Annotated in this window: 17 protein-coding genes; 2 read left to right on the top strand and 15 right to left on the bottom strand. The window is 71.6% G+C overall.

Annotated elements, in window-relative coordinates; genetic code table 11:
* Positions 1-27: 27 nt before the first annotated feature.
* Positions 28-1,392 (bottom strand): TraR/DksA family transcriptional regulator, encoded by a 1,365-nt coding sequence (locus AB0B01_RS19890; RefSeq protein ID WP_361720394.1) that lies wholly within the window; start codon positions 1,390-1,392, stop codon positions 28-30.
* Positions 1,393-1,934: 542 nt separating this feature from the next.
* Between AB0B01_RS19890 and ileS the strand changes: the two genes are divergently transcribed.
* Together ileS and AB0B01_RS19900 are read left to right on the top strand one after the other, a co-directional pair.
* A complete protein-coding gene (gene ileS / locus AB0B01_RS19895) occupies positions 1,935-5,093 on the top strand; it encodes an isoleucine--tRNA ligase (protein WP_361720397.1) in 3,159 nt (1,052 codons plus the stop codon).
* Positions 5,094-5,209: 116 nt separating this feature from the next.
* Complete coding sequence (locus tag AB0B01_RS19900; RefSeq protein WP_361720400.1) at positions 5,210-6,586, top strand: FAD-dependent oxidoreductase; 1,377 nt, start codon at positions 5,210-5,212, stop codon at positions 6,584-6,586.
* A gap of 96 nt (positions 6,587-6,682) precedes the next feature.
* Here AB0B01_RS19900 and AB0B01_RS19905 read toward each other — a convergent pair whose 3' ends face one another.
* The 14 genes from AB0B01_RS19905 to AB0B01_RS19970 form a co-directional block, all read right to left on the bottom strand.
* A complete protein-coding gene (locus AB0B01_RS19905; protein ID WP_361720403.1) occupies positions 6,683-7,870 on the bottom strand; it encodes a DivIVA domain-containing protein in 1,188 nt (395 codons plus the stop codon).
* Positions 7,871-7,952: 82 nt separating this feature from the next.
* Entirely contained in the window at positions 7,953-8,249 is a 297-nt protein-coding gene (locus AB0B01_RS19910; RefSeq protein WP_361720406.1) for a YggT family protein, read from the bottom strand.
* A 62-nt stretch (positions 8,250-8,311) separates the two neighbouring features.
* The gene (sepF, locus tag AB0B01_RS19915; protein ID WP_361720409.1) at positions 8,312-8,920 is read right to left on the bottom strand and encodes a cell division protein SepF; all 609 of its coding nucleotides are present in this window, start codon (positions 8,918-8,920) and stop codon (positions 8,312-8,314) included.
* A gap of 150 nt (positions 8,921-9,070) precedes the next feature.
* Positions 9,071-9,790 (bottom strand): YggS family pyridoxal phosphate-dependent enzyme, encoded by a 720-nt coding sequence (locus AB0B01_RS19920; protein WP_361720412.1) that lies wholly within the window; start codon positions 9,788-9,790, stop codon positions 9,071-9,073.
* Positions 9,791-9,793: 3 nt separating this feature from the next.
* The gene (gene pgeF, locus AB0B01_RS19925) at positions 9,794-10,525 is read right to left on the bottom strand and encodes a peptidoglycan editing factor PgeF (RefSeq protein ID WP_361720415.1); all 732 of its coding nucleotides are present in this window, start codon (positions 10,523-10,525) and stop codon (positions 9,794-9,796) included.
* Positions 10,522-11,730 (bottom strand): cell division protein FtsZ, encoded by a 1,209-nt coding sequence (gene ftsZ, locus AB0B01_RS19930; RefSeq protein ID WP_361720418.1) that lies wholly within the window; start codon positions 11,728-11,730, stop codon positions 10,522-10,524. Before ftsZ ends, pgeF begins: the two co-directional genes overlap by 4 nt.
* 279 nt (positions 11,731-12,009) lie before the next feature.
* Positions 12,010-12,711: an FtsQ-type POTRA domain-containing protein gene (locus tag AB0B01_RS19935; RefSeq protein ID WP_361720421.1), complete on the bottom strand. Its 702-nt coding sequence runs from the start codon at positions 12,709-12,711 to the stop codon at positions 12,010-12,012.
* Positions 12,712-12,892: 181 nt separating this feature from the next.
* Positions 12,893-13,987, bottom strand: a complete 1,095-nt coding sequence (gene murG / locus AB0B01_RS19940) for an undecaprenyldiphospho-muramoylpentapeptide beta-N-acetylglucosaminyltransferase (RefSeq protein ID WP_361720424.1) — start codon at positions 13,985-13,987, stop codon at positions 12,893-12,895.
* A gap of 6 nt (positions 13,988-13,993) precedes the next feature.
* Positions 13,994-15,418, bottom strand: a complete 1,425-nt coding sequence (gene ftsW / locus AB0B01_RS19945) for a putative lipid II flippase FtsW (RefSeq protein WP_361720427.1) — start codon at positions 15,416-15,418, stop codon at positions 13,994-13,996.
* A gap of 72 nt (positions 15,419-15,490) precedes the next feature.
* Positions 15,491-16,918 (bottom strand): UDP-N-acetylmuramoyl-L-alanine--D-glutamate ligase, encoded by a 1,428-nt coding sequence (gene murD, locus AB0B01_RS19950; RefSeq protein ID WP_361720430.1) that lies wholly within the window; start codon positions 16,916-16,918, stop codon positions 15,491-15,493.
* On the bottom strand, positions 16,900-17,970 hold the full coding sequence (gene mraY, locus AB0B01_RS19955; protein WP_356852658.1) for a phospho-N-acetylmuramoyl-pentapeptide-transferase: 1,071 nt from the start codon (positions 17,968-17,970) through the stop codon (positions 16,900-16,902). Before mraY ends, murD begins: the two co-directional genes overlap by 19 nt.
* Entirely contained in the window at positions 17,967-19,391 is a 1,425-nt protein-coding gene (gene murF / locus AB0B01_RS19960) for a UDP-N-acetylmuramoyl-tripeptide--D-alanyl-D-alanine ligase (protein ID WP_361720433.1), read from the bottom strand. The genes mraY and murF overlap by 4 nt, the downstream gene beginning before the upstream one ends.
* Positions 19,388-21,094 (bottom strand): UDP-N-acetylmuramoyl-L-alanyl-D-glutamate--2,6-diaminopimelate ligase, encoded by a 1,707-nt coding sequence (locus AB0B01_RS19965; RefSeq protein ID WP_361720436.1) that lies wholly within the window; start codon positions 21,092-21,094, stop codon positions 19,388-19,390. Before AB0B01_RS19965 ends, murF begins: the two co-directional genes overlap by 4 nt.
* A gap of 45 nt (positions 21,095-21,139) precedes the next feature.
* Positions 21,140-23,134: a penicillin-binding protein 2 gene (locus AB0B01_RS19970; protein ID WP_361720439.1), complete on the bottom strand. Its 1,995-nt coding sequence runs from the start codon at positions 23,132-23,134 to the stop codon at positions 21,140-21,142.
* Positions 23,135-23,182: the final 48 nt, after the last annotated feature.

A 23,182-nucleotide genomic window follows, 5' to 3' on the forward strand; every position in this document is an offset into this window, starting at 1 on the left:
CCGGTCCGCAACCCGCGGCCCGGGCGGCTAGTGCCGGCGCTCCTGCTTCTGCTTGCAGTCCACGCACAGGGTGGCCCGGGGGAAGGCCTGCATCCTGGCCTTGCCGATGGGCTGCCCGCAGTTCTCGCAGAGCCCGTACGTGCCCGTCGCGAGCCGTTCCAGGGCGCGTTCCGTCTGTTCCAGCATCTCGCGGGCGTTCGCGGCGAGGGCGAGCTCGGACTCGCGGGTGATGTTCTTGGTACCGGTGTCGGCCTGGTCGTCTCCCGCTCCGTCACCCGAGTCCCGCATCAGACCGGAGATCGCCAGCTCGGAGGCCTCCAGCTCGTTGCGCAGCCGCAGCACCTCCCGGGTCAGCTCCGTACGGGCCTCCGCGACCTCCTCCGGGGTCCACGGGTCCTCACCGGGCCGTACGGCGAGCTCGCCGGGCTCGGTGGCCGCCGCGGTGACCCGCGCCTTCGGCAGCCCGCTGGTGGCGGCCGCAGCCGTCTTCCTCGCCGTGCCGGTGCTCTTCTTGGCAACCACTTTCCGGGCTCCCGTCCGTTGCGCGGCCTGCGCCGCCCCCTCGGTCCCGGCCGCCTTGGCCGTGACCTTCTTCGCGGTCGACTTCTCGGCGGCGGCCGCCTTCTCGGCGTCCCCCGACTTCGCGGTCGTCTTGCGGCCGGCCGCCGACTGGGCGGTGACCGGCTCCACGGGCGCCTTCCTGGCCGCCGTCTTCCCGGCGGGCGCCTTCTTGCCCGCCGCGTCCTTTGCGGGCGCCTTCTTGGCCGCCGCGTCCTTTGCGGGCGCCTTCTTGGCCGCCGCGTCCTTTGCGGGCGCCTTCTTGGCCGCCGCCTTGGCCGGCACCGCCGCCTCGGCCGCCGCCGTCTTGGCCGCGGCCTTCCCGGCGGGCGCCTTCTTCGCGGGCGCCGCCGTCTCGGCACCTGCCTTTGTGGTGGGCGGCGCCTTCGCGGCCGCCACCCGCCCGGCCGCGGCCTTCGTGGCGGGTGCCTTTCCGGCCCCCGCCTCCTTGGCCGCGGCCTTCTTCTCCGCGGCCGTCGCGATCGCCGACTTCTTCGCCGGCGCCTTCGTGACCGCTTCCTTCCCGGCAGGTCCCGCCTTCCCGGCGTCCGCCTTCTTCACGGGCTTGGCCGGCGCCTTCCCCACCGGGACGGAGTCCTTGGCCGCGGCCTTCTTCTCCGCCGCCGTCGCGATCGCCGACTTCCTCGCCGGCGCCTTCGTGACCGCTTCCTTCCCGGCGGGCGCCGCCTCCTTCACGGGCTTGGCCGTCGCCTTCCTCACCCGGACGGAGTCCTTGGCCGCGGCCTTCCCCACCGTGACGGAATCCTTCAGGCTCTTCTTCCCCACGGCGGCAGCGCCGTGGGCGGTACTCCCGGTGGTCTTGTTCGCCACCATGGCCGCGGCCCCTTCACATACTGTGATCTTGCTCGCGAATCGTGCCGGAACGATAAATCGGCTCCAGCCCCGCGGCAACGGGGCACGCATCCGGCGAGGCCAACCTGCATCCGTTGTGCCCAGCGGAGAGCCCGGTAATCCGCCACTCCCGTCACACCAGCGCCACGAGCGACATATCTGAGCATTCGGGCCATACCGCCACCCCGCCACCCGGCCCCCACCCGCCGTAAACCGGTCTGCCGCGCCCGCCCCCGCCCCGTACACTGGGCCCAGCGAAAGGCATGGATGGGGACGAGTAGCGTCGGACGCAGCCAGGAGCGACCCGGGGACGGTGAGAGCCCGGGGGCGAGCGCGATGTGAAGGATCACCCCGGAGCCGCCGGAAGAAAGCCGTCACGACGGCCAGTAGAACCGGCTTCGCACCCCAATGAGGGGGCCACCGGCATGGTCCGGCGGCCAAGGAGGGTGGTACCGCGGGAGCAGCAGCCGGCTCTCGTCCCTCCGGACGGAAGTGACAGCCCGCCGGAGGAAGAGTTCAGCCTCATGACCACACCGCCGCAGTACCGCCCGGTACCCGCCCAGGTCGACCTGCCTGCCCTTGAGCACGCCGTCCTCGACTTCTGGCGCGAGAGCAAGACCTTCGCCAAGACCCTGGAGCAGTCCGAGGGCCGCCCCGAGTGGGTCTTCTACGAGGGCCCGCCCACCGCGAACGGCATGCCCGGTGCCCACCACATCGAGGCCCGGGTCTTCAAGGACGTCTTCCCCCGCTTCCGGACCATGCGCGGCTACCACGTCGCCCGCAAGGCCGGCTGGGACTGCCACGGCCTGCCCGTCGAGCTCGCCGTCGAGAAGGAGCTCGGCTTCAACGGCAAGCAGGACATCGAGGCGTACGGCATCGCCGAGTTCAATGCCAAGTGCCGCGAGTCCGTGACCCGCCACACCGACGCGTTCGCCGAGCTCACGACCCGGATGGGCTACTGGGTCGACCTGGACGACGCGTACCGGACCATGGACCCCGAGTACGTCGAGTCCGTCTGGTGGTCGCTGAAGGAGATCTTCAACAAGGGCCTGCTGGTCCAGGACCACCGCGTCGCCCCCTGGTGCCCGCGCTGCGGGACCGGCCTGTCCGACCACGAGCTGGCGCAGGGCTACGAGACGGTCGTCGACCCCTCCGTCTACGTGCGCTTCCCGCTGACCTCCGGCCCGCTCGCCGGCCAGGCCGCCCTGCTCGTCTGGACGACGACCCCCTGGACCCTGGTCTCGAACACCGCCGTCGCCGCGCACCCGGACGTCACGTACGTGGTCGCGCGCCGTGCCGGCGCCGAGGGCTCCGAGAAGCTGGTCGTCGCCCAGCCGCTGCTGGAGAAGGCGCTCGGCGAGGGCTGGGAGGCCACCGGCGAGTCCTTCACCGGCAAGGAGATGGAGCGCTGGACGTACGAGCGCCCGTTCTCCCTGGTGGAGTTCCCCGCGCCCGCCCACTACGTCGTCAACGCCGAGTACGTCACGACCGAGGACGGCACCGGTCTGGTCCACCAGTCCCCGGCCTTCGGCGCCGACGACCTCGCGGTCTGCCGTGCGTACGGTCTGCCGGTCGTGAACCCGGTCCGCCCCGACGGCACCTTCGAGGAGGAGGTCCCGCTCGTCGGCGGTGTCTTCTTCAAGAAGGCCGACGAGAAGCTGACCGCCGACCTCGACGCGCGCGGCCTGCTCTTCAAGCACATCGCCTACGAGCACAGCTACCCGCACTGCTGGCGCTGCCACACGGCGCTGCTCTACTACGCGCAGCCGTCCTGGTACATCCGCACCACCGCCGTCAAGGACGCGATGCTGCGGGAGAACGAGAAGACGAACTGGTTCCCGGAGTCGGTCAAGCAGGGCCGCTTCGGCGACTGGCTGAACAACAACATCGACTGGGCGCTGTCCCGCAACCGCTACTGGGGCACCCCGCTGCCGATCTGGCGCTGCGAGGAGGACCACCTCACCTGCGTCGGCTCGCGCGCGGAGCTGTCCGAGCTGTCGGGCACCGACCAGTCGGCCCTGGACCCGCACCGCCCCTACATCGACGACGTCACCTTCACCTGCACGCACGAGGGCTGCTCCCTGACCGCCGTCCGCGTGCCGGAGGTCATCGACGCCTGGTACGACTCGGGGTCGATGCCGTTCGCGCAGTGGGGCTACCCGTACAAGAACAAGGAGATCTTCGAGAAGCGCTACCCGGCGCAGTTCATCTCGGAGGCGATCGACCAGACCCGCGGCTGGTTCTACACGCTGATGGCCGTCGGCACCCTGGTGTTCGACAAGTCCTCGTACGAGAACGTGGTCTGCCTGGGCCACATCCTCGCCGAGGACGGCCGCAAGATGTCCAAGCACCTGGGCAACATCCTCCAGCCGATCCCGCTCATGGACCAGCACGGCGCGGACGCGGTCCGCTGGTTCATGGCGGCCGGCGGCTCCCCGTGGGCGGCGCGGCGCGTCGGCCACGGCACGATCCAGGAGGTCGTCCGCAAGACGCTCCTCACGTACTGGAACACGGTCGCCTTCCAGGCGCTGTACGCCCGTACGTCGAACTGGGCCCCGTCCGCGGCCGACCCGGCCCCGGCCGAGCGCACCGTGCTGGACCGCTGGCTGCTCTCGGAGCTCCACTCGCTGACCGCCGAGGTCACCGAGGCGATGGAGGCGTACGACACGCAGCGCGCCGGCAAGCTCCTGTCCTCCTTCGTGGACGACCTGTCCAACTGGTACGTCCGCCGCTCGCGCCGCCGCTTCTGGCAGGGCGACGCGGCCGCGCTGCGGACGCTGCACGAGGTGGTCGAGACGGTCACCCGCCTGATGGCGCCGCTGACCCCCTTCATCACGGAGCGGGTCTGGCAGGACATGATCGTCCCGGTCACACCGGACGCCCCCGAGTCGGTGCACCTCTCGTCCTGGCCGGAGTCGGACGCGTCCGCGGTCGACCCGGTGCTGTCCCGGCAGATGCAGCTGGTGCGCCGCCTGGTCGAGCTGGGCCGGGCCACGCGTGCGGAGTCCGGGGTCAAGACCCGTCAGCCGCTGTCACGGGCCCTGGTCGGCGCGGCCGGCTTCGACGCCCTGTCTGCGGAGCTCCAGGCGCAGATCACCGAGGAGCTGAACGTCTCCTCGCTGGCCTCGCTGTCCGAGGTGGGCGGTTCCCTGGTGGACACCACGGCCAAGGCGAACTTCCGGGCGCTGGGCAAGCGCTTCGGCAAGGGCGTGCAGGACGTGGCGAAGGCGGTGGCCGCGGCCGACGCGGCGGCGCTCTCCCTGGCGCTGCGGGCCGGTACCGCGGTGGTCGCGGTGAACGGGGAGGAGGTCACCCTGACCCCGGAGGAGGTCATCATCACCGAGACGCCGCGCGAGGGCTGGTCGGTGGCCTCGGACTCGGGTGCCACGGTCGCCCTGGACCTGGAGATCACTCCGGAGCTGCGGCTGGCCGGCCTGGCCCGTGACGCGATCCGCCTGATCCAGGAGGCGCGGAAGAACTCGGGGCTGGACGTCGCGGACCGCATCGCGCTGCGGTGGGCCTCGGAGTCCGCGGAGGTCGTCACGGCCCTCACGGACCACGCCGAGCTCATCGCGGACGAGGTCCTCGCCACGGACTTCGCCTCCGGCGAGGCCGACGGCTCCTACGGTGACCCCTTCACGGACGAGGCCCTGGGCCTGACCTTCCGCCTCCGCAAGGCGTAACCAAGGCGTAGCCGCACGGCCTGCGGCCCGTACCCCCTCTACCAGGGGGTAGGGCCGCTTTCCGTTGATCACCAAGCGGTAGGCTCACTCCGCAACACGACGCGAAGGAGAGTTCAGTGGCGCGGGTTGCGGTGATCGGTGGGGGCATCAGCGGGCTGGGGACAGCGCTCATGCTCGGTCGGCGGGGACACAGGGTCACGTTGTTCGAGCGGGACGCGCGGCAGGCCGGAGAGGACCTGAACCGGGACTTCTTCCACTGGGACAGGCCCCGGATCCCGCACGCCGTCCAGCCCCACTCGCTCCTCGCGCCCGTGCGCACCGTGCTGCGCACCGAGGCCCCCGACGTCTACGCCGACCTGCTGGCACGCGGAGCCCGGGAGTACCACGAGTTCGACTGGTTCGGTGAGCACCCGCCGCACCGGCCCGGCGATGAGGACCTGGTGACCCTGCGCACTCGCCGCATCGTGCTGGAGGCCGCCTTGGCCGCGGCCGTGCGGCGGGAGCCCACCGTCGAGATACGGCAAGGCTGCCGGGTGCGCGCCCTCACCATCGAGGCGGGCCGCCCTGCCCGGGTCACCGGCGTGCAGGTGGGCGCGGAAACGCACCGGGCGGACCTCGTCGTCGATGCGGCCGGTCGTCGCTCGCCGGTTCCCGCCTGGCTGGTCGCGGCCGGCTGCCGCCCGCCCGTGGTCGACAGCCACCGCGCCGGGATCGCCTACCTGTGCCGCTGGTACCGCCTGCGCGCCGACGGGCCGCGTGATCCCGGGCGGGTCAAGACCGGCTCGGCCGCACCGTTCGCGCTCGCCGGCGTCTTCCCTTCCGACAACGACACCTTCGCGGTGAACCTGGTGCTCTCCACGGCTGATCCGACCCGGGGCGCGCTCACCGACCCCGCCGTGTTCGAGGCCGCCGCCCGCCGCTTCCCCGCCACCGCCGCCTGGCTCGACCTGGACCCCGAACCACGGTCGGCCGTCCTGGCCATGGCCGGCCTGGACAACCGCTGGACCGCCCTCGCCGACGACGACGGCCCCGTCGTCGCCGGCCTGGTCAACGCCGGGGACAGCCTCATCCACACCAACCCCACGTCGGGCCACGGCGTATCCCTCGGCCTGCGTGCCGCCCAGCACCTCGCCGCCCAAGTCGACCGGATCGCCGCGGACCCCGTCGGCTACCACGCTTGGACGGCACAGGCCATGCGCCCGTGGTTCGACGCGCAGGTGGCGGCCGACCGCGCCCACGGGGAACGCCTCGCCGAGAGCGCACCGCCCTCGGACCGGCGGGCTGCCGCCCTGGCCGCCTGCGCCTTCGACGATCCCGTCGTCATGAGGGCCCGGGCCCAGGTACGCCACCTCGTGCGACCGGCCGACGACGCCTACGGCACCGACGAGGTGGACCGGCACGTCACCGCCTGGCTGGCCGCCCGCCCTGAGTTCACGCCGCAGCACGACGGCCCGACGCGCGATCAGTGGGATGCCCTCGTCCCGGGCCGGTGATCGAGAACCGCACGGATACGCGAACGGGCCGGGCCCGGTGCCCCCGAAGGGGAACCGGGCCCGGCCCGTGACTGCTGCCGACCGCCGAGGCGCGGCCTAGTTGTCGTCCTCGTCGATCAGGAAGCCCCGCATCGGCGACGGCGCCTGCATCGGCTGCGGCGCGGCCGGCCGCACCGGAGCCATCGGCTGGGTCATCGCGGGAGACATCTGCTGCTGACCACCGTACGAGGGCCCACCCATCGGGGAGGGACCGCCCATGGGCGACGGACCGCCCATCGGGGACGGGCCGCCCATGGAGTGGCCCATCGCACCGGCCGGAGCCATCGAGGGCGACGGCGACGGCGGCAGCGAGGCGGCAGCCGGGTTGCGCGGCGGGGCCAGCGAGTCGTCCGCCTGGGTCTCCAGCTGGCGCAGCTGCGACTCCAGGTAGGACTTCAGACGCGTACGGTACTCACGCTCGAAGCCCCGCAGGTCCTCGACCTTGCGCTCCAGCGTGGCGCGGGCCGACTCCAGCGAGCCCATCGCGACGCGGTGCTTCTCCTGCGCGTCCCGCTCCAGTGCGTCGGCCTTGGCGCGGGCGTCCCGCTCCAGGCCCTCGGCACGGCTGCGGGCCTCGCCGACGATCTTGTTGGCCTCGGAGCGGGCCTCCGCGATCGCCTGGTCGGCGGTCTGCTGTGCCAGCGACAGGACGCGGGCGGCGCTGTCGCCACCGGGGCCCTGCTGCGGGAGCTGCGGCTGCTGCTGCATCTGCTGCATCTGCTGACCCATGGGCTGCATCTGCTGGCCCGGGCCGCCCATCTGCTGCATCTGCTGGCCCATGGGCTGCATCTGCTGGCCGAGCGGGTTCTGGCCGCCCATGGACTGCTGGCCCATCTGCTGCTGGCCGCCCATGGTGTGCATGGGGCCGCCCATCGGGCCCGGACCCTGCGGTCCGTGTCCGCCGGGACCGGCGGGCAGCTGGGGCTGGCCGCCCGGCAGCTGCGGCGGGCCCATCTGCGGCGGACCCTGCTGCACCGGCGGGCCGGATATGGCCGCGGGCACGGGGGCGCCGGGGCCGCGCTGGTCCTGGGGCTCGGGCTTGCGCATGCCCTGCTGCTGGTTCTGCGCGGCGGCACGCGTGGCGGCGGCCAGCTTGGCGCGCAGGTCCTCGTTCTCGCGCAGCAGGCGCGTCAGTTCGGACTCGACCTCGTCGAGGAAGGCATCGACCTCGTCCTCGTCATAGCCTTCTCGGAGGCGGACGGTCGTGAACTGCTTGTTCCGCACGTCCTCGGGAGTCAGCGGCATGTCTTCTTCACCTCTACGTAGTCGTCGGCAGTCGGCAAGACCGTATCGGGACTGTCCCCGCGCGCGCGGAGAAGCTCATCGTTCACACGCTTCTCGCAGCGGTGCTCACGAAACTGATGAGGATGTAAACGATGATCATCAGAACGAAGAAGGACAGGTCGAGTGCCACGCCCCCGAGACGCAACGGCGGGATGAAGCGCCGGAGAAGCTTCAGCGGTGGATCGGTCACAGTGTAGGTGGCCTCCAGTACGACCACCATCGCCTTGCCGGGTGCCCATGAACGTGCGAACTGGAAGACGTAGTCCATGACCAGCCGGAAGATCAGCACGATAAGGAAGCACATCAGAGCGATGTAGACCACCTCTAGTGCGACGCCCATCCCGCGCTTCCCTCTCCCCTGCTCTCGCTCATTTCCCGGTCCCCCGTGTCTGACGGATCGGTCTAGCTTTGGTTGAAGAACCCGCCCTCCGCGATGCGGGCCTTGTCCTCCGCCGTGACATCGACGTTAGCAGGCGACAGCAGGAACACCTTCTGTGTCACGCGTTCAATGCTGCCGTGCAGGCCGAAGACGAGGCCGGCGGCGAAGTCGACGAGACGCTTCGCATCCGTGTCGTCCATCTCCGTGAGATTCATGATCACCGGAGTGCCCTCACGGAAGTGTTCCCCGATGGTACGGGCCTCGTTGTAGGTCCGGGGGTGCAGCGTCGTGATGCGGTACGGCTCCCGCTCGGAGACGACCTTGGGCATGATCACGGGGGCGTTCTTCTCCAGGTTCGAGCGTTCGGGTGTGATGGATGCCACGGGGGCGATTCGCGCGGGACGTCCGTTTTCCACGGGCAGGGGGATCGGATCCCGTTGCGCGGGAGGCTGGGCGACTCGTACCGGTTCGTCCGTTACGGGCGCTTGGTGTACGGGCTGGCGGCTCCGGCGGTCCCGCTCCGGCTCCGGCTCGGGCTCGAACTCGTCATCGGGGTCGTACCCCGGGTTGTCGTACCGGTCGTCCTCCACGAGGCCGAGGTAGACCGCCATCTTGCGCATCGCGCCGGCCATTCTCTGAGTCCTCCGCTCTGTGGTGGATCGCCCTGTCGCAGGTGTGTCGCTGTGTCACCAAAGTCACCAACTGCCCGCGATCCACGTGGTCGTCCGCCCATCAGCGGGAATGACCATATTTTCTGCTGTGGTCCGACTTTCTTCGCGACGTTACCCGAGCCGGGGTCTCGCGCCGAGTACCGCAGTGCCGACGCGTACATGTGTCGCACCGGCCGCAACGGCCTGTTCCAGGTCTGCGCTCATCCCGGCCGACACCATCGTGGCAGCCGGATGGTCCGCGCGCAGGCTGGATGACAATTCCATCAACCGCTCGAAAGCGGCCTGTTCACGTCCCGCGTACGGTCCGGCCAGCGGAGCGACGGTCATCACACCGTCGATCCGCAGCCCGGGCGCCCCGGCCACGAGGTCCGCGAGTTCGGCGAGCTGCTCGGGAGCGGCTCCGCCCCGGGTCCCGCGCTCCCCCGACTCGGCGTCGAGGGCGATTTGCACGAGGCAGCCCAGTTCCCGCTCCTGCTGCACCGCCGCCGCCGAGAGGGCGGTGACGAGCCGGGGCCGGTCGACGGACTGCACGACATGCGCATATCCGGCCACGGAACGGACTTTGTTCGTCTGCAACTGGCCGACGAAGTGCCAGGTGAGCGGCAGATCCGCGCAGGCCGCGGCCTTGGGGGCCGCATCCTGGTCCCGATTCTCCGCAACATGGCGGACCCCCAGGTCCGCCAGCAGTCGTACGTCGCTCGCCGGATAGGTCTTGGTGACCACGATGAGCTGCACCTCGTCCCGCCCGCGCCCCGCGGCGGCGCAGGCGGACGAGATGCGTTCCTCCACCCGCGCCAGGTTGTGCGCGAGCTCCGACTTACGATCCGTCATTCCTCAGTCCAACCAGACATATCCGGCGAGCCGCCCGGTCACCCGGTCGCGGCGGTACGAGTAGTGGTCCCGCGACTCCAGTGTGCAGACCGCCGAACGGTGCCGGTTCACCACCCCCGCCTCCGCGAGCTGGGCGTGCACCCCGGCCACCACGTCGACCGACGGGGTTCCCCAACTGGTCTCGGCGCGGGCCGCCGGAACCACCTCGGCGACGGCGTCCCGCATCTGTGCCGGCACCTCGTAGCAGCGCCCGCAGACCGCGGGTCCCGTACGGGCGGTGATCCGCTCCGGTTCGGCGCCGAGGGAGACCATCGCCGCCACGGCGGCGGGCACCACTCCGGCGACCAGTCCGGGCCGTCCGGCGTGGGCGGCGGCCGCGACGCCCGCCACCGGGTCGGCCAGCAGGACCGGAGTGCAGTCGGCGGTGAGCACCGCGAGGGCCAGCCCCCGCCGGGCGGTCACCACGGCGTCCACCGGCGGGATCTCGGCGTCGCTCCCCCAGGGACCGGACACCACCGCCACGTCCTTGCCGTGGACCTGGTTCATCCAGACCACCTGGTCCGGGTCGATGCCCAGGGCCTTCGCCGCGATCGCCCGGTTCGCGCGAACGGCGGCCGGGTCGTCGCCGACCGCGCCGCCGAGGTTGAGCTCCTCGTACGGAACGGCGCTCACCCCGCCCCACCGGTCGGTGAAGGCGAAGTGGGCGCCGCTCTCGTTGTGCTGCCCCAGCGTCACTTCAAGAAGTCCGGGACGTCCAGTTCCTCGGCCGGGCTGTCCTGGTAGGGCCGGGCCGTCGGGACCTGCGCGGGCGCGGGGGCCGCGGCCTCGACCGGAGCCGTTTCGACCGGGGCCGGCGGGTCCTCGCGCGGGGTGACCGTACCCAGTCCGCCGAAGGCCGGGCGGACCGGCTCGGCCGCGCGGACCGGGGCGGGAGCCGGCTCCTCGCGCTTGGTGGACGCGGCGCCGATGACGTTGTCCCGGCGGGCCGGGGGCTGTCCGCCGTCGAACCCGGCGGCGATGACGGTGACGCGCACCTCGTCGCCGAGCGCGTCGTCGATGACGGCGCCGAAGATGATGTTCGCCTCGGGGTGCGCGGCCTCGCTCACCAGCTGCGCGGCCTCGTTGATCTCGAAGAGACCGAGGTCCGAGCCGCCGGAGATGGAGAGGAGGACGCCCCTCGCCCCGTCGATGGACGCCTCCAGCAGCGGCGAGGAGATCGCCATCTCGGCGGCGGCCACGGCGCGGTCGTCGCCGCGGGCCGAGCCGATGCCCATCAGGGCCGAGCCGGCCTCGGACATCACGGACTTGACGTCGGCGAAGTCGAGGTTGATCAGACCCGGGGTGGTGATGAGGTCGGTGATGCCCTGCACGCCGGAGAGCAGGACCTGGTCGGCCGACTTGAAGGCGTCGAGCACGCTGACCTGGCGGTCCGAGATGGACAGCAGCCGGTCGTTGGGGATGACGATGAGGGTGTCGACCTCTTCGCGGAGCTCGGCGATGCCGTCCTCCGCCTGGTTCGCGCGGCGCCGGCCCTCGAAGGTGAACGGGCGGGTGACCACACCGATCGTCAGGGCGCCCAGCGAGCGTGCGATGTTGGCGACGACGGGCGCGCCGCCGGTGCCGGTGCCGCCGCCCTCGCCGGCGGTGACGAAGACCATGTCGGCCCCCTTGAGGACCTCCTCGATCTCCTCGCGGTGGTCCTCTGCCGCCTTGCGACCGACGGCCGGGTTCGCTCCGGCGCCGAGGCCCCGGGTGAGTTCACGGCCGACGTCGAGCTTGACGTCGGCGTCGCTCATCAACAGGGCCTGGGCGTCCGTGTTGATGGCGATGAACTCGACACCCTTGAGACCGACCTCGATCATTCGGTTGATGGCATTGACACCACCGCCGCCGACACCGATGACCTTGATGACTGCGAGGTAGTTCTGCGGTGCTGCCACGTCGAAGGCCTCTCGCCTCGATTACGTGTCGCCGCCTCGCGGGCCTGCGTTGCGACGACTGATGCCGAAATGTGGGACGGTCCGAACGCGCCGACCCGAACCCTAACCCTGAAGTTTAGGGTTAAGTATGTGCCTGTTCCCTGGACTCTTCCGAACAGGACACTAAGTCGACAAGTAGCGCGTGTTCAACGAACACGCCGAACCTCCCGTTTTTCTTTTCACCCTATGTGATCACCCGTATCGGTGGCCAACCAGGGTGCGTCGCTGTTCGAGCCGACGTCAACTCCCGGACACGGCAGGGGCGGTGGGGACGCTCACGTCAAAGTGGTCAGCCTTGGGCGCCGCTTTCAGCAGGGCGGTCAGCGCGCGGCCCTTGGCCTGGCCCTGTTCGCCGCTGCCCCACATCACCGTGCGACCCCGGGTCAACTCCAGGACGACCGAGTCGTACGAGCCCACCTTGACCTGCGCGGTCTGCCGGGCGACGGCCTCAGGGAGGTCGCCGGCGACGCCCACCGCCTCGCGCAGCAGCCGCTGCTCGTCGAAGCGACGGCCACTCGACGACTGTGCCGCCGTCAATTCCAGGACCGGAACACCGTCGGGTGCTTTCGCAACCGTGTCGAATCGCACACCCGAAGCGTCCACTTCCACGAAGTTGGCGGCCTTTTTGATGAGCAGGACGGGTTTGCGCTCCGTCACTTTCAGCCCGATTCCGTGCGGCCAGGCCCGCACCACGTCGACCGAATCGACCCGGGGCAGCCTGCTGCGGACCCGGCCCTCGATCTCGTCGGTGTCCACGCTCACCAACGGGGCTCCGACGGGCACCGCCGCGGCGGCCAGGACCTGCCCGGGGGTGAGGACCCGGGTTCCGCTCGCGGTCACCTTCTCGACCCGCAGCCAGGAGGAGCCGTAGAGCACCCAGGTGCCGCCCGCCACGAGGAGGACCGCCGCGATCAGCGGGAGCAGCACCGGACCCCGGCACACGCGCCTGAGGAAGCGCCGTGTGCCGGGGCCCGGCAGGCCGGATGTCCGCGCCGCGCCCGGCGCCTTGGGTGACTCGGCAGGGCCGGAACCCCGGCCGGGGCCGGGGTTCCGGTCGGACCCGTCGGAACCCCGGCTCCCGCGCGGTGCGGTCTTCGCTCCGGCCACTCCTGTGCCTCCTGCGCTAGCGGTTCCTGTGGGCGGCGATCGCCTCGTACACCATCGCGACCAGCAGCTCGTCGGCGTCCCGGCGGCCGAACTCGGCGGCGGCGCGGGACATCTCGTACAGGCGGTGCGGGTCGGCGAGGACCGGCAGGACCTGGCCGAGCACCCAGTCGGGCGTCAGTTCCGCGTCGTCGACGAGCAGCCCGCCGCCGGCCTTGACCACCGGCTGGGCGTTGAGCCGCTGTTCGCCGTTGCCGATCGGCAGCGGGACGTACGCGGCGGGCAGCCCGACGGCGGAGAGTTCGGCGACGGTCATCGCGCCCGCCCGGCACAGCATCATGTCGGCGGCGGCGTACGCGAGGTCCATCCGGTCCACGTACGGTACCGGCACATAGGGCGGCATCCCGGGCATGTTGTCGACATGCGGCAGTTCGTTCTTCGGGCCGACCGCGTGCAGGATCTGGATCCCGGAGCGCTGGAGGGTCGGCGCGACCGCCTGGATCGTCTCGTTGAGGCGGCGGGCGCCCTGCGAGCCGCCGGAGACGAGCAGCGTCGGCAGGTTGGGGTCCAGGCCGAAGGCGGCACGCGCCTCCGGGCGGGCCGCGGACCGGTCCAGGGTGGAGATGCTGCGGCGCAGCGGGATGCCCACGTAGCGGGCCCCGCGCAGTTTGCTGTCGGGGGTGGAGACCGCGACGGCGTGCGCGTACCGGGAGCCGATCTTGTTGGCCAGTCCGGGCCGGGCGTTGGCCTCGTGGACGATGATCGGCACGCCGAGCCGCTTGGCGGCCAGGTAGCCGGGCAGGGCCACGTAGCCGCCGAAGCCGACGACGCAGTCGGCCTTGGTGCGCTCCAGGATCTCCTCGGCGGCCTTGATCGTGCCGCGCAGCCGTCCGGGGACGGTGATCAGCTCGGGGGTGGGCTTGCGGGGCAGCGGAACGGCGGGGATCAGCCCCAGTTCATAGCCGCGCTCGGGCACAAGGCGGGTTTCGAGCCCGCGCTCCGTGCCGAGGGCGGTGATGCCCACGGAAGGGTCCTGCCTGCGCAGGGCGTCCGCGAGGGCGAGCGCCGGCTCGATGTGGCCGGCGGTCCCCCCACCGGCGAGTACGACATGCACCGAAATTCACCGCTCTCCGGACGGACGCCTCTTGACGCGCCGTCTCATCGACTTCCATCTCTGCCCGGTCCGCTTCCAGCCGGTCTTCGGCTGGCGCATCGCGAGCGCCGCGCGCGCAGCCGGCTCCTCCCGCGCGAAGGCGATGAGCAGTCCGACCGCGAACATGGTCGGCAGCAGCGCGGAACCCCCGTACGAGAACAGCGGGAGCGGGACACCGGCGATCGGCAGCAGGCCGAGCACCGCACCGATGTTGATCACGGCCTGGGCCGTGATCCAGGTGGTCACGCCTCCCGCGGCATAGCGTACGAAGGAGTCCTCCGTGCGTCCGGCCACGCGGATACCCGCATAGCCTAGAGCCGCGAACAGGGCGAGTACCGACAGCGTCCCCGCCAGACCCAGTTCCTCCCCGGTGATGGCGAAGATGAAATCGGTGTGGGCTTCGGGTAGTTGCCCCCATTTTTCCACACTGGCACCCAAACCGGAACCGAACCATCCGCCCGATGCGAGAGCGTAGATTCCGTGGACGGCCTGCCAGCAGAGGTCGTTCTTGCCAGGGTCCGTCGCTCCGATGCAGGCGAGCCGGTCCATCCGGTGCGGGCTCGTCTTGATCAGCAGCGCGACGACCACGCCGGCCGCGGCCAGCACCCCCACGAACATCCGCGTCGGGGCGCCCGCCAGCCACAGCAGCCCGAACAGGATGGCGCCGAGGATCATCGCGGTGCCCATGTCGCCGCCCAGCATGATCAGCCCGAGCAGTACGAACGCCACCGGGACCAGCGGCACCAGCAGGTGCTTCCACTGGCTCAGCAGCCCCTTGCCACCCTTGCGGGCCAGCAGGTCGGCCCCCCACAGGATCAGCGCCAGCTTGCCGAACTCGCTGGGCTGCAGCATGAACGGGCCGCCGAGGGAGATCCAGTTCTGGTTGCCGTTGATCGCGACTCCTATCCCGGGGACCTGGACCAGGACCATCAGGAACAGGGTTCCGGCGAGCACCGGGTAGGAGAGCGCCCGGTGGAGCTTGACCGGCATCCGCGAGGCGACCAGCAGCAGCCCCGTGCCGATCAGGGCGGCCAGGAACTGCTTCTTGAAGAAGTACGCGTCTCCCAGGCCCAGCTGGAGGGCTTTGATCATCGAAGCCGAGTAGACCATCACCAGCCCGAGCACGGTGATGAGCAGCGAGCTGCCGAAAATCAGGTAATACGCGGTGAGGGGACGGTCCCAGGCCTTGCGCAGCTGCTGCTGCGTACGCCGCAGCCGGTCCAGCGGCCCGCGCCCGGGCGACCTCTTCAGGCCGCGCACCGGGCGCCGGCGGCCCTGCGGCCGGACGGCCCGGACCGCGCCGGCGGCCTTGGCCGCCTTGGCGGGCTTCGCTGGCTTCGCGGTCTTCACGGCGGACGGCCGCCGCCCCGGGAGCACTTGCTTGGCCGGCATGTGTGACCTTCCCCTCCACTCGTACGAGGCGAGCAGCCCGCGGGCCGGTCGGGGAGGAACCTCCTGCCGGACCTAGGCGCTCTCGGCGGCCAGTTCGCGCACCGCGTCGGCGAATGCGTCCCCGCGCTCGTTGTAGTTCGCGAACATGTCCATCGAGGCACAGGCCGGTGCCAGCAGGACCGTGTCGCCGGGCTCGGCGAGCCGGGCCGCTTCCCGGACCGCTGCGAGCATCGCCCCAGTGTCGGTCCGGTCGAGGTCGGTGACCGGGACCTCGGGCGCGTGTCGCGCCAGCGCCTCGGCGATCAGCGCCCGGTCGGCGCCGATCAGGACCGCCGCGCGCAGCCGCTTCGCGGACTTCTGCACGAGCTCGTCGAAGGTCGCTCCCTTGGCGAGGCCGCCGGCGATCCACACGACGGGCTCGAAGGCGGCGAGGGAGGCCTCCGCGGCGTGGGTGTTGGTGGCCTTGGAGTCGTCGACGTACGTGACCCCGGCGACCTCGTCCACGTACGCGACGCGGTGCGCGTCGGGCCGGAAGTCGCGCAGTCCGTCGCGGACCGCACGCGGCGGGACACCGAAGGCGCGGGCCAGCGCGGCCGCGGCGAGCGCGTTCGCGATGTTGTGCGGGGCCGGCGGGTTGATGTCGGAGACCTCGGCGAGCTCCTGGGCGTTCTTCTGCCGGTTCTCCACGAAGGCCCGGTCGACGAGGATGCCGTCGACGACGCCGAGCATGGAGGGGCCGGGGGCGCCGAGGGTGAAGCCGATCGCCCGGCAGCCCTCCTCGACGTCGGCGTCCTCGACCAGCTTCTCGGTGGCGGGGTCGGCGACGTTGTAGACGCAGGCCACCGTGTTGCCCTCGTAGATCCGGCCCTTGTCGGCGGCGTAGGCCTCCATCGAGCCGTGCCAGTCGAGGTGGTCGGGCGCCAGGTTGAGCACGGCCGCCGAGTGGGCGCGCAGCGAGGGCGCCCAGTGGAGCTGGTAGCTGGAGAGCTCCACGGCGAGGACGTCGTACCGCTCCTCGCCGAGCACCACGTCGATGATCGGGGTGCCGATGTTGCCGACCGCGGCGGTCTTCAGGCCCGCCGCCCGCAGGATCGAGGCCAGCATCTGCGTGGTGGTGGTCTTGCCGTTCGTGCCGGTGATCGCGAGCCAGGGGGCCGCGCCCTCGCCCCGCAGCTGCCAGGCGATCTCGACGTCGCCCACGACGTCCACGCCGGCCGCGGCGGCGGCCGCGAAGAGCGGGCTGTCGGGCTTCCAGCCCGGCGAGGTGACGACCAGGTCGGTGCCCTCGGGCAGGGTCTGCGCATCCCCGAGGCGTACGGAGATGCCCAGCTCGCCGAGCTCGGCGGCCCGCGCCCGGTGGCCCTCGCCGTCGCCGCCGTCCACGACGGTCACCGAAGCGCCGAGGCCGGCCAGGGCGCGGGCGGCGCTGATGCCGCTCACGCCGAGACCGGCGACGGTGATGTTCTTGCCCTGCCAGGAGGTCACTTGTCCGCTGCCCATCCCGCGTAGAAGAGTCCGAGACCAACGATGACGCACATGCCCTGGATGATCCAGAAGCGGACCACCACGAGGACTTCGGACCACCCCTTGAGTTCGAAGTGGTGCTGGAGCGGCGCCATCCGGAAGACGCGCTTCCCGGTCAGCTTGAAGGAGCCGACCTGGATGACGACCGACATGGTGATGAGGACGAACAGGCCGCCGAGGAGAGCGATCAGGAACTCCGTGCGGGAGCAGATCGCCAGGCCCGCGAGGGCGCCGCCGAGGGCCAGCGAGCCGGTGTCACCCATGAAGATCTTGGCGGGCGAGGTGTTCCACCACAGGAAGCCGAAGCAGGCGCCCATGAGGGCGGACGCGACGATCGCGAGGTCCAGCGGGTCGCGTACCTCGAAGCAGGCGTTGGGGTTGGTCAGGGTCTGCGCGTTGGCGCAGGACTCCTGGAACTGCCAGACGCCGATGAAGGTGTAGGCGCCGAAGACCATCACGGCGGCGCCGGTGGCCAGACCGTCGAGGCCGTCGGTCAGGTTCACGCCGTTGGACATCGCGAGGATCATGAACAGCGCCCAGACCACGAACAGCACCGGGCCGATCGACCAGCCGAAGTCCGTGACGAACGACAGCTTGGTGGAGGCCGGAGCGTTGCCGCGGATGTCCTTGAACTGGAGCGCGAGCACCGCGAAGGCGATGCCGACGATCAGCTGACCGGCCATCTTGGCCTTGGCCCGCAGACCGAGCGAGCGGCGCTTGACGATCTTGATGTAGTCGTCGAGGTAGCCGACGAGGCCCATGCCGGCCATCAGGAAGAGCACCAGAACGCCGGAGAACGTGGGCTGGCTGCCCGTGATCACCTTCGTCAGGGCGTACGCGATGAGCGTGGCCAGGATGAAGGAGATGCCGCCCATGGTGGGCGTGCCCTTCTTCCCGGCGTGGCCGCGCGGGCCGTCGTCGCGGATGAACTGGCCGTAACCCTTGCGGGCCAGCAGCTTGATCAGCAGCGGCGTGCCGACCACGGTCAGGAACATGCCGATGACACCGGCGAAGAGGATCTGCCTCATCGGTCGGCGACCTCGCCCTCGCCGGCCAGCAGCGCCTGAGCGATCCGCTCCAGGCCGATCGACCTGGAGGCCTTCACCAGCACGACGTCCCCCGGGCGCAGTTCACTGCGCAACAGGTCGATCGCCGCCTGCGCGTCGGACACGACCACCGACTCCTCACCCCACGAACCCTCGTTATATGCGCCCAGTTGCAGCCAGGACGCTTCCCTGCCCCCGACTGCGACGAGCTTGCTCACGTTGAGCCGGACGGCAAGCCGCCCCACCGCGTCGTGCTCGGCCAGCGACGCGTCACCGAGCTCGGCCATGGGACCGAGCACCGCCCACGTGCGCCCCCCGCGTGCCTGGGCGGCACTGCCCATCGCGGCAAGTGCGCGCAGAGCGGCCCGCATGGACTCGGGATTCGCGTTGTAGGCGTCGTTGACGATCGTCACGCCGTCCGCCCGCTCGGTGACCTCCATCCGCCACCGGGACAGGGTGCCTGCCCCGGAGAGCGCGGTGGCGATCTCCAAGGCGGACATGCCCAGTACATGGGCGACGGCGGCCGCGGCGAGCGCGTTCGACACGTGGTGCTCACCGTACAGGCGCAAGGTCACTTCGCCGCACCCGGTGGGTGTGTGGAGTGTGAAGGAGGGCTGTCCCGCAGGTGTCATCCGGACTTCCGAGGCACGTACACCGGCGTCCTCGGCCTCGCCGAACAGCAGCACACGGGCCTTGGTGCGGGCGGACATCGCACGCACCAGCGGGTCGTCCGCGTTCAGGACGGCCACTCCGCCCTCGTCCGCGGCCGGCAGGGCCTCCACGAGCTCGCCCTTGGCCTGCGCGATCTGCTCCCGGCCGCCGAACTCGCCGATGTGGGCGGTGCCGACGTTGAGGACGAGGCCGATGCGCGGCGGGGTCAGACCGGTGAGGTAGTGGATGTGGCCGATGCCGCGGGCCCCCATCTCCAGGACCAGGTGCCGCGTTTCCGCCGTGGCGCGCAGCGCCGTGAGCGGCAGGCCGATCTCGTTGTTGAGGGAGCCCGGGGTCCACACGGTGGGGGCGTGGGCCTGGAGCACCTGGGCGATCAGGTCCTTGGTGGACGTCTTGCCGGCGGAGCCGGTCAGGGCCACCACGTCGGTGCCGAGGCGTTCCACGACGGCTCGCGCGAGGGCGCCGAGCGCCTTCTCGACGTCGGGGACGACGATCGCGGGTACGCCGACGGGCCGGGCGGCGAGGACGGCCGCTGCGCCGGAGGCGACCGCGCGCCCGGCGTAGTCGTGGCCGTCGACGTGCTCGCCGTCGAAGGCGGCGAACAGGCTGCCGGCCTCCACCTGGCGGGAGTCGATGACCACGGGCCCGGTGATCCGCACCGACGGATCCGGTATGTCGTGGGGCCGCCCGCCGGTGATGTCGGCGATCTCGGCGAGGGAGAGGGCGATCACTGGTTCACCTCGGCCTGTCGGACGTTCGGTTGTGCTCGGTTCTCGATCGCGGCGCGCAGCACCGCTCGGTCGTCGAAGGGCCGTACGACGCCTGCGGTCTCCTGGCCCTGCTCGTGGCCCTTGCCGGCCACGAGCACGGTGTCGCCGGGCTCGGCGCGCGCGACGGCGGCGGCGATGGCCGCGGCCCGGTCGGCGTCGACGAGGACGGTGCCCCGCTCGGCGGGCGGTACGGAGACGGCGCCCTCGAACATCGCGGCGAGGATCGCCAGGGGGTCCTCGGAGCGCGGGTTGTCGGAGGTCAGGACGGCGGTGTCGGCGAACCGGGCGGCCGCGGCGCCCATCGGGCCGCGCTTGGTGGTGTCGCGGTCGCCGCCGCAGCCGAGCACGATGTGGAGCTTGCCGGTGGTGACCTCGCGCAGGGCGCGCAGCACCGATTCGACGGCGTCCGTCTTGTGTGCGTAGTCGACGACGGCGAGGTACGGCTGGCCCGCGTCCACCCGTTCCAGCCGGCCGGGCACCCCGGGGACCGCGGCGACGCCGTCGGCGGCGGTCTGCGGGTCGAGGCCGGCGGCGGCGAGGGTGGTGATCGCGGCGACGGTGTTGGCGACGTTGAACGGTCCGGGCAGCGGGGCCGTGGCCCGTACGCGCTCCCCGGCCGGGCCGACCACCGTCAGGGTGGAGTCCATGTGTCCGAACACGACGTCCTCGGCGCGCCAGTCGGCGGCCGGGTCGCCGGCGGCGGAGAAGGTGACGACGGGGATCGTCGCCTCCTTGGCGAGGCGGCGGCCGTACTCGTCGTCGATGTTGACCACACCGAGGCGGGCGCGGCGCTCGGTGAACAGCTGCGCCTTCGCCTGGAAGTAGTCCTCCATGTCGGAGTGGAACTCCATGTGCTCCGGGCTCAGGTTGTTGAAGACGGCGACGTCGAAGACGCAGCCGTCGACCCGGCCCAGGACCAGGGCGTGGCTGGAGACCTCCATGGCGACGGCCTCGACGCCGCGTTCGCGCATGACCGCGAAGAGCGCCTGGAGGTCGGTGGCCTCGGGAGTGGTCCGCTCGGACTTGATGCGCTCGTCGCCGATGCGCATCTCGACGGTGCCGACGAGGCCGGTGCTGCGCCCGGCTCCGCGCAGGCCGCCCTCGACGAGGTACGCCGTGGTGGTCTTGCCGGAGGTGCCGGTGATGCCGATCTGGAGCAGGCCTTCGCCCGGGTGGCCGTAGATCTCGGCGGCGAGCTCCCCCATCCGGCCGCGCGGGTCGGCGACGGCGAGCACCGGCAGGCCGGTCGCGGCGGCCCGTTCGGCGCCCGTCGGGTCGGTCAGCACGGCGGCGGCACCTTGCGCGGCGGCCTGGGCCGCGAAGTCGGCGCCGTGCAGCCGGGCTCCGGGCAGGGCCGCGTAGAGGTCGCCGGGGCGCACGGCGCGGGAGTCGTGCGTGATGCCGGTGATCTGCGGCAGCTCCGCCGCGGCCGGTGCGGGGACACCCAGCAGGGTGGCCAGCCCGCCGAGCGGGGTCGGGCGGACGGCCGTGGGCCGGGGCGCTCCCGGCGGCGCTGCCGGGGCGTCTTTCTGGGTGGTTCTGGGCTGATCAGCGTGGGGCACGGCGGTGAGCGTACCGGGCGCGGCGGGCCGGTCGCGAAGTGAGGGCCCGGCCGGGGAGCCGGTGGCGGACTGGTTCCCCGGTTCCGGGGTGATCGTTGTCACTGGTGGTGCCTCACGGGTTTGTGGCGGGCCGGCCGGGCTGCCGGGTCAGCGGCCGGGCTGGGGGCTGGTCTGCGGAGCGGGGGGCGGGGTGTGCTGCGGGCCTGCGTCGAAGGTGACGGGGAGCCCGGCGGGAGCGGTTCCGGTGGGGGCGACCTGGAGGGTCTTGAGGGCGAACTCCATGACCTTCTTGTAGATCGGACCGCAGATCTGGCCGCCGAAGTAGCTGCCCTTGGTGGGGTTCTGGATGGCGCAGTAGACGGTGATGCGGGGGTTGTCGGCGGGCGCGAACCCGGCGAAGGAGGCGGTGTAGCCCTTGTAGCGGCCGGTGGCCGGATCCACCCGGTTGGAGGTACCCGTCTTGCCGCCGACCCGGTAGCCGGGGATCCGGGCCTTGGTGCCGGTGCCGTCCTGGTCGTCGACCACGGATTCGAGCATCTCCGACAGGGTCTTCGCCGTCTCCTGGCTGATCACGCGGGTCTGCTCGGGGGCCGGGGCCGGGGTGAAGCGGCCGTCGGGGCCCTTGGTGCCGCGGATCAGGGTCGGAGTGATGCGGACCCCGCCGTTGGCGATGGTCGAGTACACGGAGGCCGCCTGCATGGCGTTGAGAGAGAGTCCCTGGCCGAAAGGGATCGTGTACTGCTGGGAGGTCGACCAGTCCTCGGGCCGGGCGAGGATGCCGCGGGACTCGCCGGGGTAGTTCAGGCCGGTGGGGCGGCCGATGCCGAACCTGGTCAGGTACGAGTACAGGACCCGGTTGGCCTCGGGCTGGGTGGCGCCGAGCTGGCCGGTGGCCAGGATGGTGCCGATGTTGGAGGACTTGGCGAGGACCCCGTTGAGGGTGAGGTACCAGGTCGGGTGGTCGATGTCGTCCTTGAACAGCCGGTCGCCGCGGTGGAGGCGGTTGGGGACCTCGACGTGGGTCTCCGGGGTGGCCTTCTTCTCCTCCAGTACGGCGGCCATCGACATGACCTTGGCGGTGGAGCCGGGCTCGTACACGTCCTGGAGGGCGGCGTTGCCCATGGCGGCGGCGCGGGCCCGGCCGAGGTCGTTGGGGTCGAAGCCGGGGGCGTTGGCCATCGCCAGCACCTCGCCGGTGCGGGTGTCCTGGACGATGACGTAGCCGCGGTCGGCCTCGGACTTCTGGACCTGCTCGGTGATGGCGCTCTGCGCCGCCCACTGGATGTCGCGGTCGATGGTGAGCTCGATGTCGTCGCCGGGCACGGCGGGCTTCTCGCTGGACCCGGCGGTGGGCACCCGGCGGCCGCCGGACTGGGCGTAGGTGATCGCCCCGTCCTTTCCGGCCAGCTTCTTGTCGAGGGCGGACTCCAGGCCGCCGGCGCCCTTGCCCTCGGCGTTGACGTAGCCCAGTATCCCGGCGGCCAGGTCCCCGCCGGGGTACACGCGCTTGCTGCTGTCCTCGTTGAACACGCCGGCGAGGACGTTCGCGCCGGGGCCGTTGTTCTTCTTGTCGGCGGCGGCCTTGTCGGCGAAGACCCGCTTGAGGTCCTTGATCTGGTTCCAGACCTGGGGGGTCTGGCGGCGGGCCAGGACGACGTAGCGGGTGTTCTTGGTCTTCAGCAGCCCGGTGAGCTCCTGGGCGTCCTTGCCGAGGATCGGCGCGAGGAGGGCGGCGGCCTGCTCGGGGGCGTCGGGGGCCTTGCTGTCCTGCGGGGTGAACATCTTGGGGTCGGCGGTGATGTCGTACGCGTCGACGCTGGTGGCGAGGGCGACGCCCTTGCGGTCGGTGATCTCACCGCGCTCGGCGGCCAGGGTGTAGCTGGTGAAGCGGTTCTCGGAGGCCTTGGCGGAGTAGGCGGAGGCGTCGACGGCCTGGACCTGGAGCAGCCGTACGACGAAGGCCAGCATGACGAGGGTCAGCCCGACGCTCACCAGGCGCAGCCGGGGCTTGGGGCTGCCGAGACGGATGGTGTGCGCCTGCCTCGCGGGGGCGGGCCTGCGGGTCGCGGGGCGCGAGTTCGCCCGCGCCCGCTCGCCGCCGCCGGGCCGCGCCCTCCCGGGCCCGGGCACCCGGGGGCTCACGCGCCCACCCCCTGCACGCCCCCCGCACCGGCGCACGCCACCGCGAGC

Source organism: Streptomyces sp. NPDC044571, assembly GCF_040647115.1.
Taxonomy (GTDB): Bacteria; Actinomycetota; Actinomycetes; order Streptomycetales; family Streptomycetaceae; genus Streptomyces.